The organism is Aeromonas sp. HMWF015 (assembly GCF_963878965.1).
Taxonomy (GTDB): domain Bacteria; phylum Pseudomonadota; class Gammaproteobacteria; order Enterobacterales; family Aeromonadaceae; genus Aeromonas; species Aeromonas veronii.
Genome location: NZ_CAWNZT010000196.1, coordinates 11,809 through 26,241, shown reverse-complemented (window position 1 = coordinate 26,241; position 14,433 = coordinate 11,809). Strand labels below are relative to the sequence as shown.

Genomic DNA, 14,433 nt, shown 5'->3' with positions numbered 1-14,433 from the left:
TGGCACCAGAGATGGCACCCAGGATGGCAGCTTTCTGACCTTCCAGCTTCAGACCCTTACCGGCGGTGAACACGGCACCACCGTTGGAGAACTGAACGATAACCGGCGCTTTAACCTTGGCGGCAGCTTCCAGTACGGCGTTAACGGAGTCGGTACCAACGCAGTTTACGGCCGGCAGAGCAAAGCCGTTCTCTTTAGCGATGGCGAACACTTTCTGAACGTCATCACCAGTGATCACGCCGGGTTTTACGAAGTCGAAAATTTTCTTAGACATGTTTAATCGTCCTGTCTCGTATGCCGTTAATAAAAAATGGGGGGTTCATCATGAACCGGCACAGCGGGCACATGATAAACGAAACGGGAGGCTTTTGCCCCCCGTTCCGGGTCAATTAGGCTTTGGCGCGCTGTTCCAGAATCGCAACAGCCGGCAGTACCTTGCCTTCTACGAACTCCAGGAAGGCGCCGCCGCCAGTGGAGATGTAGGAGACTTTGTCAGCGATGCCGAACTTGTCGATGGCAGCCAGGGTGTCACCACCGCCAGCGATGGAGAAGGCCGGAGAAGCAGCGATGGCTTCAGCGATAACCTTGGTGCCTTCAGCGAACTGGTCGAACTCGAACACACCAACCGGGCCGTTCCACAGGATGGTCTTGGCGTTCATGATGATGTCAGCCAGGGCCTTGGCAGAATCCGGACCGATGTCGAAGATCATGTCGCCGTCGGTTACGTCAGAGACGGACTTGATGGTAGCCGGAGTGGACTCGGAGAACTCGGCACCTACAACCACGTCGGTGGTCACAGGAATGTTGGTCTCGGCAGCCAGTTTCTTGGCGGTGTCGATCAGGTCGTGCTCGCACAGGGACTTGCCGACGTTGTGACCGGCAGCAGCGATGAAGGTGTTGGCGATGCCACCACCGACAACCAGCTGGTCAGCGATTTTGGAGAGGGATTCCAGAACGGTCAGCTTGGTGGAGACCTTGGAGCCGCCAACGATGGCAACCATCGGGCGCTCGGGCTTCAGCATGGCTTTGCCCAGTGCTTCCAGTTCACCCGCCAGCAGCGGGCCGGCACAGGCGACCGGTGCGAACTGAGCCACACCGTAGGTGGAACCTTCGGCGCGGTGAGCAGTACCGAACGCATCCATTACAAAGACGTCACACAGGGCGGCGTATTTTTTGGCCAGCTCTTCGGTGTTCTTCTTCTCGCCTTTGTTGAAGCGGCAGTTTTCCAGCACAACCAGCTCACCGGCAGCGACTTCTACGCCATCCAGGTAATCCTTGGCCAGGCGAACCGGGCAGGACAGAGCGTCTTTCAAATAGTTGACAACCGGAGCCAGGGAGAATTCTTCGTTGTATTCACCCTCGGTCGGACGACCCAGGTGGGAGGTGATCATCAGCTTGGCACCTTTTTCCAGAGCCAGCTTGATGGTCGGCAGAGTCGCAACGATACGTGCATCGGAGGTGACCTTGCCGTCTTTTACCGGTACGTTCAGGTCAGCACGGATCAGAACGCGTTTACCCGCCAGATCCAGGTCAGTCATCTTGATAACAGACATATTCAGTCCTCTATATTTTCCAGGTAATGTTAAAAACAGTAACCTTTCGCCCGGGGCAGGCTCAGCCTGCGGCCATCATGGCCCGGGTGGTATCCAGCATCCGGTTTGCGAAGCCCCATTCGTTATCGCACCACATCAACATCTTGACGAGGTTGGCATCGCTCACCCGGGTCTGGGTACCATCAATGATGCAGGAGTGTGCATCATGATTGAAGTCTACGGAGACCAGAGGTTCTTCCGTGTAATCCAGAATACCGTGTAATGTACCTCTGGATGCCCGTTGCAGGGCTTGATTTACGTCAGTAACTGTCACTTTTTTACGAACAGTAATACTGAGATCCATCGCTGTTACATTGATGGTCGGCACCCGCACCGCGATCGCCTCGAACTTGCCGGCGAAGTGGGGCAGGATACGCTCCAGCCCCTTTGCCAGCTTGGTGTCCACCGGAATGATGGACTGACTGGCAGCGCGGGTTCGGCGCAAGTCACTGTGGTAGGCATCGATGACTTGCTGATCATGCATGGCCGAATGAATTGTCGTAATAGTACCACAATTTATCTCGAATTCTCGATGCAATGTTTCAATCACCGGCACCACGCAGTTGGTGGTACAGGAGGCGTTGGAGACGATCCGCTCCGCTCCGGTGAGGGTATGATGGTTGACCCCGTAGACGACGGTGGCATCCACATCGGCATCCGCCGGGTGGGAGAAGAGCACCTTGCCCGCCCCCGCAGTCAGATGCAGCTCGGCATCGGCCCGCGAGCCAAACACCCCGGTGCAATCCAGCACCACATCGACTCCCAGCGCCCGCCACGGCAGCTTTGACGGATCCCGCTCGGCAAACAGGGAGATGAGATCCTCCCCCACCAGCATGCTGTTTCCCGCCAGTTGCACCGGATGGTGGAAGCGACCGTGACTGGTATCGTAACGGGTCAGGTGCACCATGGCCTCGGGGGCCGCCAGCTCGTTGATGGCGACGATCTTGATGGTCTTGTCGCGCCCGCTTTCATAAAGGGCTCGCAACACGTTGCGACCGATCCGCCCGTAACCATTGATGGCAATCTTGATCATCGAGAATCCGTTTCCTTGAACCTACAACAGGGCGGCACACCGGCCGCCCGGGAGCCCCGGCTACGACAGCAGGGCCTCCTTGAATTCACCGCGGGCCAGCAGTGCGGCCCCGAATACCCCGGCACTGTCGCCAAGGGCAGGAGCAATAATGGGGGTTGCGAAGCGGGGATTAAAGAGGAAGGGCAAAATTGTCTGCCGTCCCACGCTGTAGAGGCTCTGCACGTTGCCGACCCCGCCGCCGATGACAATAACATCCGGGTCGAGAATGTTGACTACGTTGGCCAGCGCCTGACCAAACAGCAGATGCAGCCGGTCGATGGTGAGCTTGGCCACATGATCGTGAGCCGTGGCGGCCGCGATTTGGGCGAGCGAGAGGCGGCGCTTGGCCTTGGCTTCGTACCAGGCCTCCAGCGCCGGGCCGCTGATCAGGGTCTCGACGCAGCCACGCTTGCCGCAGTAGCACTCGGGACCATCGGGGGAGAGCACGTTGTGGCCCCACTCGCCGGCGATGCCGTGATGACCGTTGAGAATGCGGCCGTTGATAACGATGCCGGAGCCGACCCCGGTACCCATGATGATGCCGAACACCACTTTTGCATCGGGATGGTGCTGGCGCACTGCACCGAGATGGGTTTCTGCCAGCGCGAAGCAGTTGGCGTCGTTGGCGATCAGCACCGGCACGCCCAGCTTGCGCTCCAGATCCTCCTTGAACGGCTTGCCGTTGAGCTCGGTGGTATTGCAGTTCTTCATCAGGCCGGTCTGCGGATCCCGCGCCCCCGGCGTGCCCATGCCGATGACGGCAGGGCGCTGGCCAATCTTCTCGGCGCACTGCGCTACCAGCTTGGCGATCTGGCCGATCATATGGTCATAACCGCCCGCCCGCTCGGTGGGGATGCGATGGCGCAGCAGCACCTCGTCGCCATCCAGCACCACACATTCACACTTGGTACCACCAAGATCGATACCCCAATCCAGTGACTTGCTGCTCATCTTGCCTCCTGCACGGCCGCCACGCTCTCGTCATCGCGGCGCCATTTTTTAATGTAAAACGGGGCCTTGCGGCCCCGGATATCAAACACACTCTCCTTCTCTCGCCCCGGCCTTAGCGACCGTGGTACTGGGCGGAGAGCTCGTGTACCGCGTTGACGAACACACCGGCATGTTCCGGGTTCACATCCTGATGGATGCCGTGGCCGAGGTTGAAGACGTGGCCATTGCCGTGACCGAAACCGGCCAGAATGGAGGCAACCTCTTCACGGATGCGAGCCGGAGTGGCGTAGAGCATGGAGGGATCCATGTTGCCCTGCAGCGCCACCTTGTCACCGACCCGGCGCTTGGCATCGGCGATGTCGGTGGTCCAGTCCAGACCCAGCGCATCGCAACCGGTGGCGGCGATCTGCTCCAGCCACTGACCGCCGTTCTTGGTGAACAGGGTGACCGGCACACGGCGACCGTCGTGCTCGCGGATCAGGCCATCGACAATCTTGTGCATGTACTGCAGGGAGAAATCGCGGTAATCGCGCGGGGTGAGCACGCCGCCCCAGGTGTCGAACACCATGACCGCCTGGGCACCCGCCTTGATCTGGGCGTTGAGATAGGCAATCACGCTGTCGGCCAGCTTGTCGAGCAGCAGGTGCAGGGTTTGCGGCTCTGCGTACATCATCTGCTTGATCTTGGTGAACGCCTTGGAGCTGCCCCCCTCCACCATGTAGGTAGCCAGGGTCCAGGGGCTGCCGGAGAAGCCGATGAGCGGCACTTCGCCCTTCAGCTCGCGGCGGATGGTGCGCACCGCGTTCATCACGTAGCCCAGCTCATCTTCCGGATCCGGAATGGGCAGCGCCTGCACGTCGGCCATGGAGGTGATCGGGCGCTCGAAGCGCGGGCCTTCACCCTGCTCGAAGTAGAGACCCAGCCCCATGGCATCGGGCACGGTCAGGATGTCGGAGAAGAGGATGGCGGCATCGAGCGGGTAGCGGCGCAGCGGCTGCAGGGTGACTTCACAGGCCAGCTCGGCATTGCGGCACAGGGACATGAAATCCCCCGCCTGGGCGCGGGTCGCCTTGTATTCCGGCAGATAGCGCCCTGCCTGGCGCATCATCCATACCGGCGTCATGTCTACATCCTGACGCAGCAAAGCGCGCAGGTATCGATCGTTCTTCAGCTCTTTCATCCCAGTTCCTGAATTCATATCACGCATAAAATGGCGGCCATAATACCACTTTGCCCACCGGAGCGGACTGCCCCAAACGTGGCAAATGGGCACGCGGTTGCAAAGATGTGAAGGGGCGCAAACCAGAGCGCCCCGTTTTTAAAAAGAAGTGCAAAAAGGTTGGCGAAAAGATAAGCGCTGTTACCCCTCGCCAGCCAGTGACAACTCGATCAGCCGCCGGGCAATGGTGCCGTGGGGCGGCAAACGGGGCAGCCGGTCGGCGGCAAAGAAAGCGGCGGCCACCAGCTCGTCATCCTGCACCCGGATCTCGCCGCTCTGGTAGTCGGCGGTAAAACCCATCATCAGGCTGTGGGGGAAGGGCCAGGGCTGGCTCGCCACATAGCGCACATTGCGCACCCGGACGCCGCTCTCCTCGAACACCTCCCGTGCCACGCACTGCTCGAGATTCTCTCCCGCCTCCACGAAGCCGGCCAGCACGGTATACATGGGATCGTCCGCCTGATAGTGACGGCGATGAGCCGCCAGCAGGATCTCCGGCCCCTTGCGCACCGCCACTATGATGCAGGGGGAGATGCGCGGATAGACGCTGTGCCCCTGCTGGCACACCTGCGCCCACTCCCCCGCCTTCGGGGTCATGGGGGCGCCGCACTCGCCGCAGAAACGGTGGGTGCGGCGGAAGGTAACAAGCTGCCAGGCACGGCCCGCGAGACGAAACCCCTCTTCATCCCCCGCTACCATCAACTGGCGCAGGGGGGCCATCATAGTCGTGTCGGCCTCAGCCCCCAGATCGAGCAGATAGCAGGGCAGCCCCTGCCACTCATCAAAACGCTCGAAAGGGGCGTCAGCCAGCGCTGCGGGCAGGCACGCTTTACTTCCTTGTGGCACCTCTCCCTGCTGATCGAGCTGTACCAGATGATCGCCCCCCAGCACGAACCAGCGGGCTTGTTCGGTTAATGACATCAGATAAACACTCTCGTTAAAACAGAACCCTGACCACGGCTGGCCGACCAAGGGGCAAGCGCCGCGCGAATGGCTCCCATCTTACGACCAGCACGGGTCGCTGACGACCCCGCCGTGGCCGATTGTCCCATTCGTAAAAAACGGATGGCGCAAATAAAGGGGCCGCCCGAAGGCGGCCCGTTGTTATCCGGTATCCCGTATCCGGCTTCTATCGAAGCGGATCAGGCATCGCCCATCGCTAGCAGGGAGGCGTTGCCGCCCACTGCAGTGGTGTTGATGGTGCGGGTCTTCTCGGTAACAAACCGCCCGAGATAGTGGGGGCCACCCGCCTTGGGGCCGGTGCCGGAGAGTCCCTGGCCGCCGAACGGCTGCACCCCGACCATGGCGCCGATCTGGTTGCGGTTGATGTAGACGTTGCCCACGTTGATACGGCTCGCCAGTTCTTCGGCGTGGGATTCGTTGCGGCTGTGGATCCCGAGCGTCAGGCCGTAGCCGGTGCCGTTGATGTCGCTGATCACCTTGTCCAGATCCCGGGTGGCATAGCGCACCACGTGCAGGATGGGGCCGAACTGCTCCTTGGTCAGCTCGCGGATGGAGCCGATCTCCAGCGCGGTCGGCTGAACGAAGTGTCCCTCCATGGTCGCGGCGGGCATCGGCGCCTGGGCAATCAGGCGAGCTCGCGGGATCATCCGGGCCAGATGGGCATCCAGCCCCGCCTTGGCATCGGCATCGATCACCGGGCCGACGTCGGTGTTGTGCTCGGCCGGGTTGCCCACTTTCAGCTCCTGCATGGCGCCGGTGAGGATCTCCAGCACCCGCTCGGCGATCTCCTCCTGCAGGTAGAGCACCCGCAGGGCCGAGCAGCGCTGACCGGCGCTCTGGAAGGCGGCGCTCACCACGTCGCGCACCACCTGCTCCGGCAGAGCGGTGGAGTCGACGATCATGGCGTTCTGACCGCCGGTCTCGGCGATAAGCGGCAGGATGGCGCCATCGCGCTGGGCCAGGGTCATGTTGATCAGCTTGGCGGTCTCGGTGGAGCCGGTGAAGCAGACGCCGCCGATGCGCGAGTCCGCAGTCAGCTTGGCGCCAACGGTAGCACCGTCACCGGGCAGCAGTTGCAGCACGTCGCCCGGAATACCGGCCTGATGGGCCAGTGTCACCGCCAGATGGGCGATAAGGCCGGTCTGCTCCGCCGGTTTGGCGATAACGGTGTTGCCGGTAGCCAGCGCAGCTGCGATTTGGCCGAGGAAAATCGCCAGCGGGAAGTTCCACGGGCTGATGCAGACAAAGACACCACGCCCCTGCAGGAACAGCTCGTTCTGCTCGCCGGTATAACCGGGCAGCAGGGTCGCCTGCCCCATCAGGCTGCGGGCCTGCACCGCGTAGTAGCGGCAGAAATCCACCGCTTCACGCACCTCATCGATGCCATCTTGCAGCAGCTTGCCCGCCTCGCGGGTACAGAGGGAGACAAACTGCTCGCGGTTCGCTTCCAACAGGTCCGCCAGCTTCTCCAGCGCGGCGGCCCGCTCGCTCACCGGGGTTTCGCGCCAGCGCGGGAAGGCGGCGTGGGCCGATGCCAGGGCTTGCTCCACCGCCTGCTCGTCGGCCCAGTGGATCTTGCCGACAGTCAGGCTCACATCCTGCGGGCTCAGCACAGTGCGGGCTTCGCTGCGCTTGAGGGTCTCACCATCGACGATGGGCCCTGCCAGCCACTGTTTGCTCTCCAGCTCTTTCAAGCGGGCGAAGAAGGGGCGCTGGATGGAGAGGATGTTCATATTGACGCCGCTGGAATTCTTGCGGTCGCTGAACAGGTTCACCGGCTGCGGAATCCGGTCGTTGGCAAAGCCGGAGTAGCGCTTGAGGGTCCGCAGCGGGTGCTCGGCCAGCGAGTCCACCGGGGTGTTGGGATCCACCAGCTTGTGAACGAAGGAGGTGTTGGCCCCGTTCTCCAGCAGACGGCGCACCAGATAGGGCAGCAGATCCTTGTGGGCGCCGACCGGCGCATAGATGCGGCAGTGCAGGCCGGGATTGTCGTTCAGCACGGCGTTGTGCAGCTCCTCCCCCATACCGTGCAGACGCTGGAATTCAAACTGGCGATCGCCAGCCATCTCCAGAATGCTGACCACGGTATTGGCGTTGTGGGTGGCGAACTGGGGAGCGATAAAGCCGCGGGTCGGCTCGCTCAGCAGGTAGCGGGCGCAGGCGAGATAGGAGATATCGGTGCCCGCCTTGCGGGTAAAGAGCGGGTAGCCGGGCAGGCCCGCCTGCTGGGCATTTTTCAGTTCGCTGTCCCAGTAGGCGCCTTTTACCAAGCGAACCGGAATGAGGTCACCCTGCTCGCGGGCCAGGGCGGTCAGCCAGCAGAGTACCGGCAGCGCGCGCTTGGAGTAAGCCTGCACCACCATGCCGAGCTTGCCCCAGCCACGGTTGGCGTCGGAGCGGTAGAGCTGTTCGAACAGATCGAGAGAGAGCTCGAGGCGGTCCATCTCCTCGGCATCGATGCTGATGGCCACATCCTTGTCGCGGGCCAGACGCACCAGCCCCACCAGCCGCTCGCACATCTCGCCGAGCACCCGCTCGCGGTTGGCCACGTCATAGCGCGGATGGAGCGCCGAGAGCTTGATGGAGATGGAGGGGGACGGGCCGCCATCGCTGATCCGCTCGTTGCCCACCGCCTCGATGGCGTTGCGATAATCGGTCAGATACTTGTCGGCATCCTGCATGGTCAGCGCCGATTCACCCAGCATGTCGTAGGTGTGGGTGTAACCCAGCTCGCGGGATTTGCGGCTCGCCTTGAGCGCCTCTTTCATGTCGCGCCCCAGCACGAACTGCTTGCCCATGATCTTCATGGCGGCGTACATGGCGGAGCGCACCACCGGCTCCCCCAGCTTGTTGACCATCCGTCCCAGCAGGTTGGCCGGGTTGCCGTCGAGCTTCTTGTCCAGCTTGATGATCTTGCCGGTCAGCATCAGCCCCCAGGTGGAGGCGTTGACCAGAGTAGAGTCGCTCTTGCGGAAATGGGATGACCAGTTGGCGCCGGAGAGCTTGTCCTTGATCAGGGCGTCAGCGGTCTCTGCATCGGGAATGCGCAGCAGCGCCTCGGCCAGACACATCAGGATGATCCCCTCCTGGGTATCGAGACTGTACTCCTGCAGGAAGGCGTCGATACCGTCACCGGAGCCGCTCTCCTTGCGCACCTTGGTCACCAGGGTTCGGGCACGCTGGGTCACCTGCTCCAGCGAGGCGCCATCCCCCGGCAGCATGGCCGACAGCTCGGCCAGATAGGCATTTTCATCCACCACATAGTTCTGGGTGATGGCTTCGCGCAGGGCGGCCAGATCGGAGGGGATATAGTCAGCGGCAAGCACTTGAGTAGCTTTGAACATATGGGGTCTTCCTGTACGCCCGAGGGCTGATATCGACAAAGGCGGACGCGCCGCCGAAACGCCGATAATGTATACAATGTTGCACCCTATATGAAATGAATTTGTTGCCACTCTTTAACAAATATCGCTCATTCCCCCCATGAATTCCCTTTTGAAGCTAATACGCCAGCAAGCGTGAGGGTCATCTGACTTCATTTTGTATACGATCTGCCACCGCTCTATCGCAAAGCAGCCACGCATTCCACCCAATACGCCCCAAAAAAAGAAGGGCCGCCACGGCGACCCTTCTCAGCAATTCATTCAGCCAGATGCTGTCAGTTCATCCAGCGATCGCCGCGGCTGCGACGACGGGGCAGCATGGGCAGCAGGATGCCGAGCAGGATACCGGCTCCCACCATGGCACCACCACGGATAAACCAGTCCATCTGCATGTCGTGCTCCTGATTGTCGTAGCTTTGGGTCAGGGCATCATTCTGCTCTTTGAGATTGCTCATCTCCTCACCCTGACTGACCAGCTGGGCCTTGAGGGCGGCGATCTCTTTGCTCTGGGCAGCGATCTGACCATCCTTCTCGGTGAAGCGTTTCTCGTTGTCACCGTTGAGGTTCTGCAGGCGATCTTTAAGCTCATCGCGCTCTTTTTCCACTTGGGGCAGACGCTCGCGCAGGCTGATCTGGCTCTGCAGTTCGCTGTTCTTGATCCACCCCTCGCGGCCACGACCGTCCACCACTTGGGTGAAACCGGCCTCGCTGTTCACCGCCTTTACCTCCAGCGGTTCACCAGCCTTGACGCTGCCAAGGATCCGGTACTGGGTACCAGGGCCATTGTGGATATAGGTAAAGATGTTGTCTGAAACATAACGGGTATCGGCCAGTGCCTGTTGGGCACACAAGCAGATCAAAATCCCGAGAAGGGCGCGCATGGTCGATCGGTTCTCTTTTTCAGGTTTGGACAAGAGGTTGAATGTTAAGCCGCCAGCAGGTTAAAGGACAAGCAAAGAAAAAGCACCTCCCCCCGGATAAAGAGCGCAGAGTTGCGAGTCACCTCGCAACTTGCCCGCCCGCAGCCTCACTTGTTTTTCAGCTCCCGCACCTCGCTGCGCAGGGCGCGGATCTCCCGCAGCAGCTCCTCTTGTTGGTTGTTGTAGTGATGACGCCACTTGTCGCTCTCGCCTTCTCCCTTGTGAGGTTGCAAAAACAAGCTGGCCATAAAACCGCTGATGGCACCGAACAGACCGACGCCGAACAGAATCAACAAGCTGGCGACAAACCGCCCCTCCTCGGTCTTGGGCACCAAATCGCCGTAACCCACTGTCGAGAGGGTCACCAGCGTCCACCAGAACGCGTCATAGGGTGTCTCAATCTGGCTGCCGGGCTGGCCTGACTCAATCCAGTACATGACGCCGGAGCCCACCCCCAGCAGCAGGAAGAACAGAAACAGGATGCCGGAGAGAGTGGTCTCGTTGCGCTCGCGACGGAACATGGCCCAGAGATCCGGGTGCTCCTTGAACAGCTGATAGACCCGCCACAGCTGGATCAACCGAGCCCAGCGCAGCTGCTCCGCCATCGGCAGGCTACCCGGCAGATAGATCCAGTTGGCCTTGAAATAGGCCTTGCGATCGGAGGCCCGGATCCAGCCATAAGCAAAGTGCGCGAGGAAGAAGTAGCAGATCAGACTGTCGAGGTCATAGAAGAGCTGCAGGGTCTGGGGGGTCAGTGTCTGATGGCCCCACCAGCGGGCCGTCACCAGCACAACCGAGATAATCGACAGAAATGCCATCAGCAGATCCATCGCCCGCAGATGAGTTAAGTGATGTCGCATACATTTTCCAACTTTAAACACGGTGCAAATTAATAAAAGAGAAGATAATGCCGATAGTCCTGAGGGCAAAGGAAAAACGGCTTTTAAAAGGAGAATGACAATGCAGCTGAACCTGCTGGAGAAAAGAATGAGCAACATCCGGTTGGTACCCAAAGTGGTGCTGCTGATGGTGTTCAGTACCCTCCTGCTACTGACCAAACTCTGGTTTGACGCCAACAATCTGGAAGCGACCCTGCTCAGCGAAGGGCTCGATCCCGCCAAGGCGGATGCGATCTCCAATCGCCTGCTCTGGACCGGCCTGATGGAGACCACCATCATGGGGCTGCTGTTCGTGATCCTGCTGCTTACCGGCTCCCGCCTGATGGTCAAGCAGGTGCACTATCTGGTGGGCCTGCTGGAGCGCTTCGCCAAGCGGGACCTCAGCCACAAGGTACTGCTCAAGTCTCGTGACGAATTCGGTGACATCGCCAAGGCGGTCTCCCACTCGCAGGAGAACCTCAAAGAGGTGTTTGGCAACCAGCGCGCCGCCTGCAAGGAGCTCAACGACATCGCCTCCCAGGTGACCCTTTGCATGGAAGAGGCCAACGAAGCGATCAACGAAGAGTTCACCCAGATCGAACAACTGGCCAGCGCCATGAGCCAGATGGTCAGCGCCATTCGCGAAGTCGCCGCCCATGCGGATCAGGCCTCTCACGCCACCGCCGAAACCAGCCAGCTGGCGGAAGAGGGGAGCCGCTGCGTCGCCGATACCGTCAGCACCATCGACACCCTCTCCGGCAACATCCAGCGCTCCGCCACCGTGGTCAATCAGGTGGAACAAGGGGTCGAGCGCATTGGATCTGTGGTCGATACCATTCGCGGCATCTCGGAACAGACCAACCTGCTGGCACTTAACGCGGCCATCGAAGCGGCTCGCGCCGGTGAAGCAGGTCGTGGCTTTGCCGTGGTGGCCTCCGAAGTGCGCGAGCTGGCCAACCGTGCTCAGGCCGCCACCGTCGAAATTCAGAAGATGATCGAGCAGCTGCAGGGCAATGCAGGTCAGGCCGCCGAACTGATGGCCCAGAGCGTGCGCCAGGCCGACAAGGGGGTGGAACAGGTGACCCAGGCCGGAACCCAGCTCGCCACCATAGTGCAGCGGGTACAGGGTGTCGCCGACATGAACCGCCAGATCGCCGCGGCATCCGAGCAGCAGAGCTCGGTCGCCGAAGAGATGCGCGGCAATCTGGAGCAGGTCAAGCAGATCGCCGAAGGCTCCGTCGTGGTGCTGCGTGAACTGCAAGAGGCCTCCGAACTGGTCGAGCAGCACAGCAAGGAGCTCGACAACCAGATCCAGTCCTTCAAGCTCGCCTGACTGTTTTCATGCCCCAATCCGGTTAGACTGGAAGGCCCCTTGAGGGGGCCTTTCTCATTTCCAGCGCACGGCAAGGAGCCAATATGCAGCAGAATGCAACGCACCCACCACTCGAGCTCAGTGACGACAAGGGGCGGCTCGATGTGCCGCTGATCCACCGTTTTCTCTCCGCAGAGGCTTACTGGTGCCGTGGTATTCCCCACAGCACTGTGGTGCGGGCCATCAACCACTCCCTCTGCGTTGGCGGCTATGTCGATGGTCAGCAGGTTGCCTTCGCCCGGGTCATCACCGACAAGGCCACCTTTGGCTATCTGGCCGATGTCTTCGTGCTGCCTGAGTACCGCGGCCGGGGTTACAGCAAGGCACTGGTGGCAACCATTGTCGACCATCCCGAGTTGCAGGGATTACGGCGTCTCGCTCTCGCCACCTCTGATGCTCACGGCCTCTATGCCGGTTTTGGCTTTGCGCCCCCAGCAAGTCCAGACAGCCTGATGGAGATCTACAACCCTGCCATCTACCAGCGCACCTGATTGACTGGCGGCCAATAATTCCCACCGGATCATGCTTCTCGCCCCTGCGCTGTGACGCGGGGGCCTGACAGTGCTAGATTGGCAGCCACCATTTTGAACCGGCAGCGTTGTTAACCCCGTGTCGTTAACCCGCTGTCGTGAACCACAAGGACGGCAACCGTGGCCCAGCACTCTCCCTCTTTCTCCGCCCTCTCCCCCCTGCTGCAAGAACAGGCCGAGCGCCAATGGCAGCGACTGGTCGAGCTGGCCCCCGACTATGGCTCGCAGCCCGAGCCTGTTCGCCAGACACTGCTGACCCTGCTCGGCCTCTCCGATTTTGTCGCCGACTCCCTCTTCAAACAGCCGGAGTTGCTGACCGAGCTGCTCGCCTCCGGAGATCTGGAGCGCTCCGAGCGCTGGCCCGCCTACCAGAGTGACCTCACAGCCCTGCTCGCCGAGGTGAGCGATGAAGAGGCGCTCAAGCGCATCCTGCGCCAGTTCCGCCGCAGCCGCATGCTGGTGATCGCCTGGCGCGAGCTGCTGGGCCATGCGGCGGTGGAAGAGAGCTTTATCCACCTCACCAAGCTGGCGGATGCCCTGATCTGCACCGCTCGCGACTGGCTCTACGCCAAACAGTGCAGCGAGCTGGGCACCCCGATGGACGGCAATGGCAATCCGCAGCCGCTGCTTATCCTCGGCATGGGCAAGCTCGGCGGTGGCGAGCTCAACTTCTCCTCGGATATCGACCTTATATTCACCTTCCCCGAAAACGGCTACACGGTTGGCGGGCGGCGCGAGCTCGCCAACCAGCAGTTCTTTATCAAGCTGGGCCAGCGCATCATCAACGCCCTCCACCAGCCCACGCAGGATGGTCAGGTGTTCCGGGTCGATATGCGCTTACGCCCCTTTGGCGAGGCGGGGCCGCTCGCCATCTCCTTCGCCGCCATGGAGGATTACTACCAGCATCACGGTCGCAACTGGGAGCGCTACGCCATGGTCAAGGCGCGGGTACTGGGGCCCCAGTGCGAACACGCAGTGGAGCTGGCCGAGATGCTGCGCCCCTTCGTGTTTCGCCGCTATATCGACTTCGGCGTCATCGACGGTCTGCGCCAGATGAAGGCGATGATCGCCGCCGAGGTGCGCCGCAAGGGGCTGGAGGGCAACATCAAGCTGGGGGCAGGCGGTATTCGCGAGGTGGAGTTTATCGCCCAGGCGCTGCAACTTATTCGCGGTGGTCGCGAGCCGGCACTGCGGGTGCGTCACCTGCCGGAGGCGCTGGCTGCCATCGCCCAATGTGGCGCTCTCGAATCTGCCCATTGCGATCGCTTGCTGGCGACCTATCGCTTCTTGCGCCGGGTCGAGAACATATTGCAGGAGATCGGCGATCAGCAGACCCAGACCCTGCCCACCGAGGAGCGGGATCGCCAGCGGCTGATTGCCGCCCTCGGCTTTGCCGACTGGGGCGCCTTTATGGCTTATCTGGATGAGGAGATGGCCGCCGTCCATCAGGAGTTCGCCGCCGTGGTGGGGGAAGAGAAAGAGGCCCCCGCCCATCTGGAGCAGCTCTGGCTCGATCTCTGGCGCACCGAGCTAGACGCCGCCGAGCTGGAAAA

General features: G+C 61.2%; 11 protein-coding genes and 1 pseudogene. 3 read left to right on the top strand and 9 right to left on the bottom strand.

Translation table 11 applies throughout. The features are described from left to right. From AACS18_RS23310 to AACS18_RS10255, 9 genes and pseudogenes are all read right to left on the bottom strand, one after another. Positions 1-274 (bottom strand): annotated as a pseudogene (locus AACS18_RS23310) (class II fructose-bisphosphate aldolase); the annotation flags it as partial. A gap of 115 nt (positions 275-389) precedes the next feature. Then, positions 390-1,553, bottom strand: a complete 1,164-nt coding sequence (locus AACS18_RS10290) for a phosphoglycerate kinase (RefSeq protein ID WP_005335436.1) — start codon at positions 1,551-1,553, stop codon at positions 390-392. Between the two features lie 61 nt (positions 1,554-1,614). Further along, positions 1,615-2,625, bottom strand: coding sequence for an erythrose-4-phosphate dehydrogenase (gene epd, locus AACS18_RS10285; RefSeq protein WP_108614224.1), 1,011 nt, complete (start codon positions 2,623-2,625; stop codon positions 1,615-1,617). Positions 2,626-2,685: 60 nt separating this feature from the next. Then, positions 2,686-3,615 (bottom strand): ROK family protein, encoded by a 930-nt coding sequence (locus AACS18_RS10280; protein ID WP_108614223.1) that lies wholly within the window; start codon positions 3,613-3,615, stop codon positions 2,686-2,688. A gap of 112 nt (positions 3,616-3,727) precedes the next feature. Further along, a complete protein-coding gene (hemE, locus tag AACS18_RS10275) occupies positions 3,728-4,795 on the bottom strand; it encodes a uroporphyrinogen decarboxylase (protein ID WP_005335440.1) in 1,068 nt (355 codons plus the stop codon). A gap of 180 nt (positions 4,796-4,975) precedes the next feature. After that, a complete protein-coding gene (gene nudC, locus AACS18_RS10270) occupies positions 4,976-5,755 on the bottom strand; it encodes an NAD(+) diphosphatase (protein WP_108614222.1) in 780 nt (259 codons plus the stop codon). A gap of 221 nt (positions 5,756-5,976) precedes the next feature. Further along, complete coding sequence (putA, locus tag AACS18_RS10265) at positions 5,977-9,141, bottom strand: bifunctional proline dehydrogenase/L-glutamate gamma-semialdehyde dehydrogenase PutA (protein ID WP_108614221.1); 3,165 nt, start codon at positions 9,139-9,141, stop codon at positions 5,977-5,979. Positions 9,142-9,455: 314 nt separating this feature from the next. Then, a complete protein-coding gene (locus AACS18_RS10260; RefSeq protein ID WP_005335443.1) occupies positions 9,456-10,061 on the bottom strand; it encodes a TIGR04211 family SH3 domain-containing protein in 606 nt (201 codons plus the stop codon). Between the two features lie 146 nt (positions 10,062-10,207). Next, entirely contained in the window at positions 10,208-10,960 is a 753-nt protein-coding gene (locus AACS18_RS10255) for a potassium channel family protein (RefSeq protein WP_258228907.1), read from the bottom strand. A gap of 100 nt (positions 10,961-11,060) precedes the next feature. On the opposite strand from AACS18_RS10255, the gene AACS18_RS10250 reads away from it, so the two are divergent. From AACS18_RS10250 to glnE, 3 genes are all read left to right on the top strand, one after another. Then, positions 11,061-12,311 (top strand): methyl-accepting chemotaxis protein, encoded by a 1,251-nt coding sequence (locus tag AACS18_RS10250; RefSeq protein ID WP_108614219.1) that lies wholly within the window; start codon positions 11,061-11,063, stop codon positions 12,309-12,311. Between the two features lie 83 nt (positions 12,312-12,394). Beyond that, entirely contained in the window at positions 12,395-12,841 is a 447-nt protein-coding gene (locus AACS18_RS10245) for a GNAT family N-acetyltransferase (protein WP_108614218.1), read from the top strand. 159 nt (positions 12,842-13,000) lie between these two features. After that, the coding region (glnE, locus tag AACS18_RS23305; protein WP_374956641.1) for a bifunctional [glutamate--ammonia ligase]-adenylyl-L-tyrosine phosphorylase/[glutamate--ammonia-ligase] adenylyltransferase at positions 13,001-14,433 on the top strand (1,433 nt) is incomplete at its 3' end.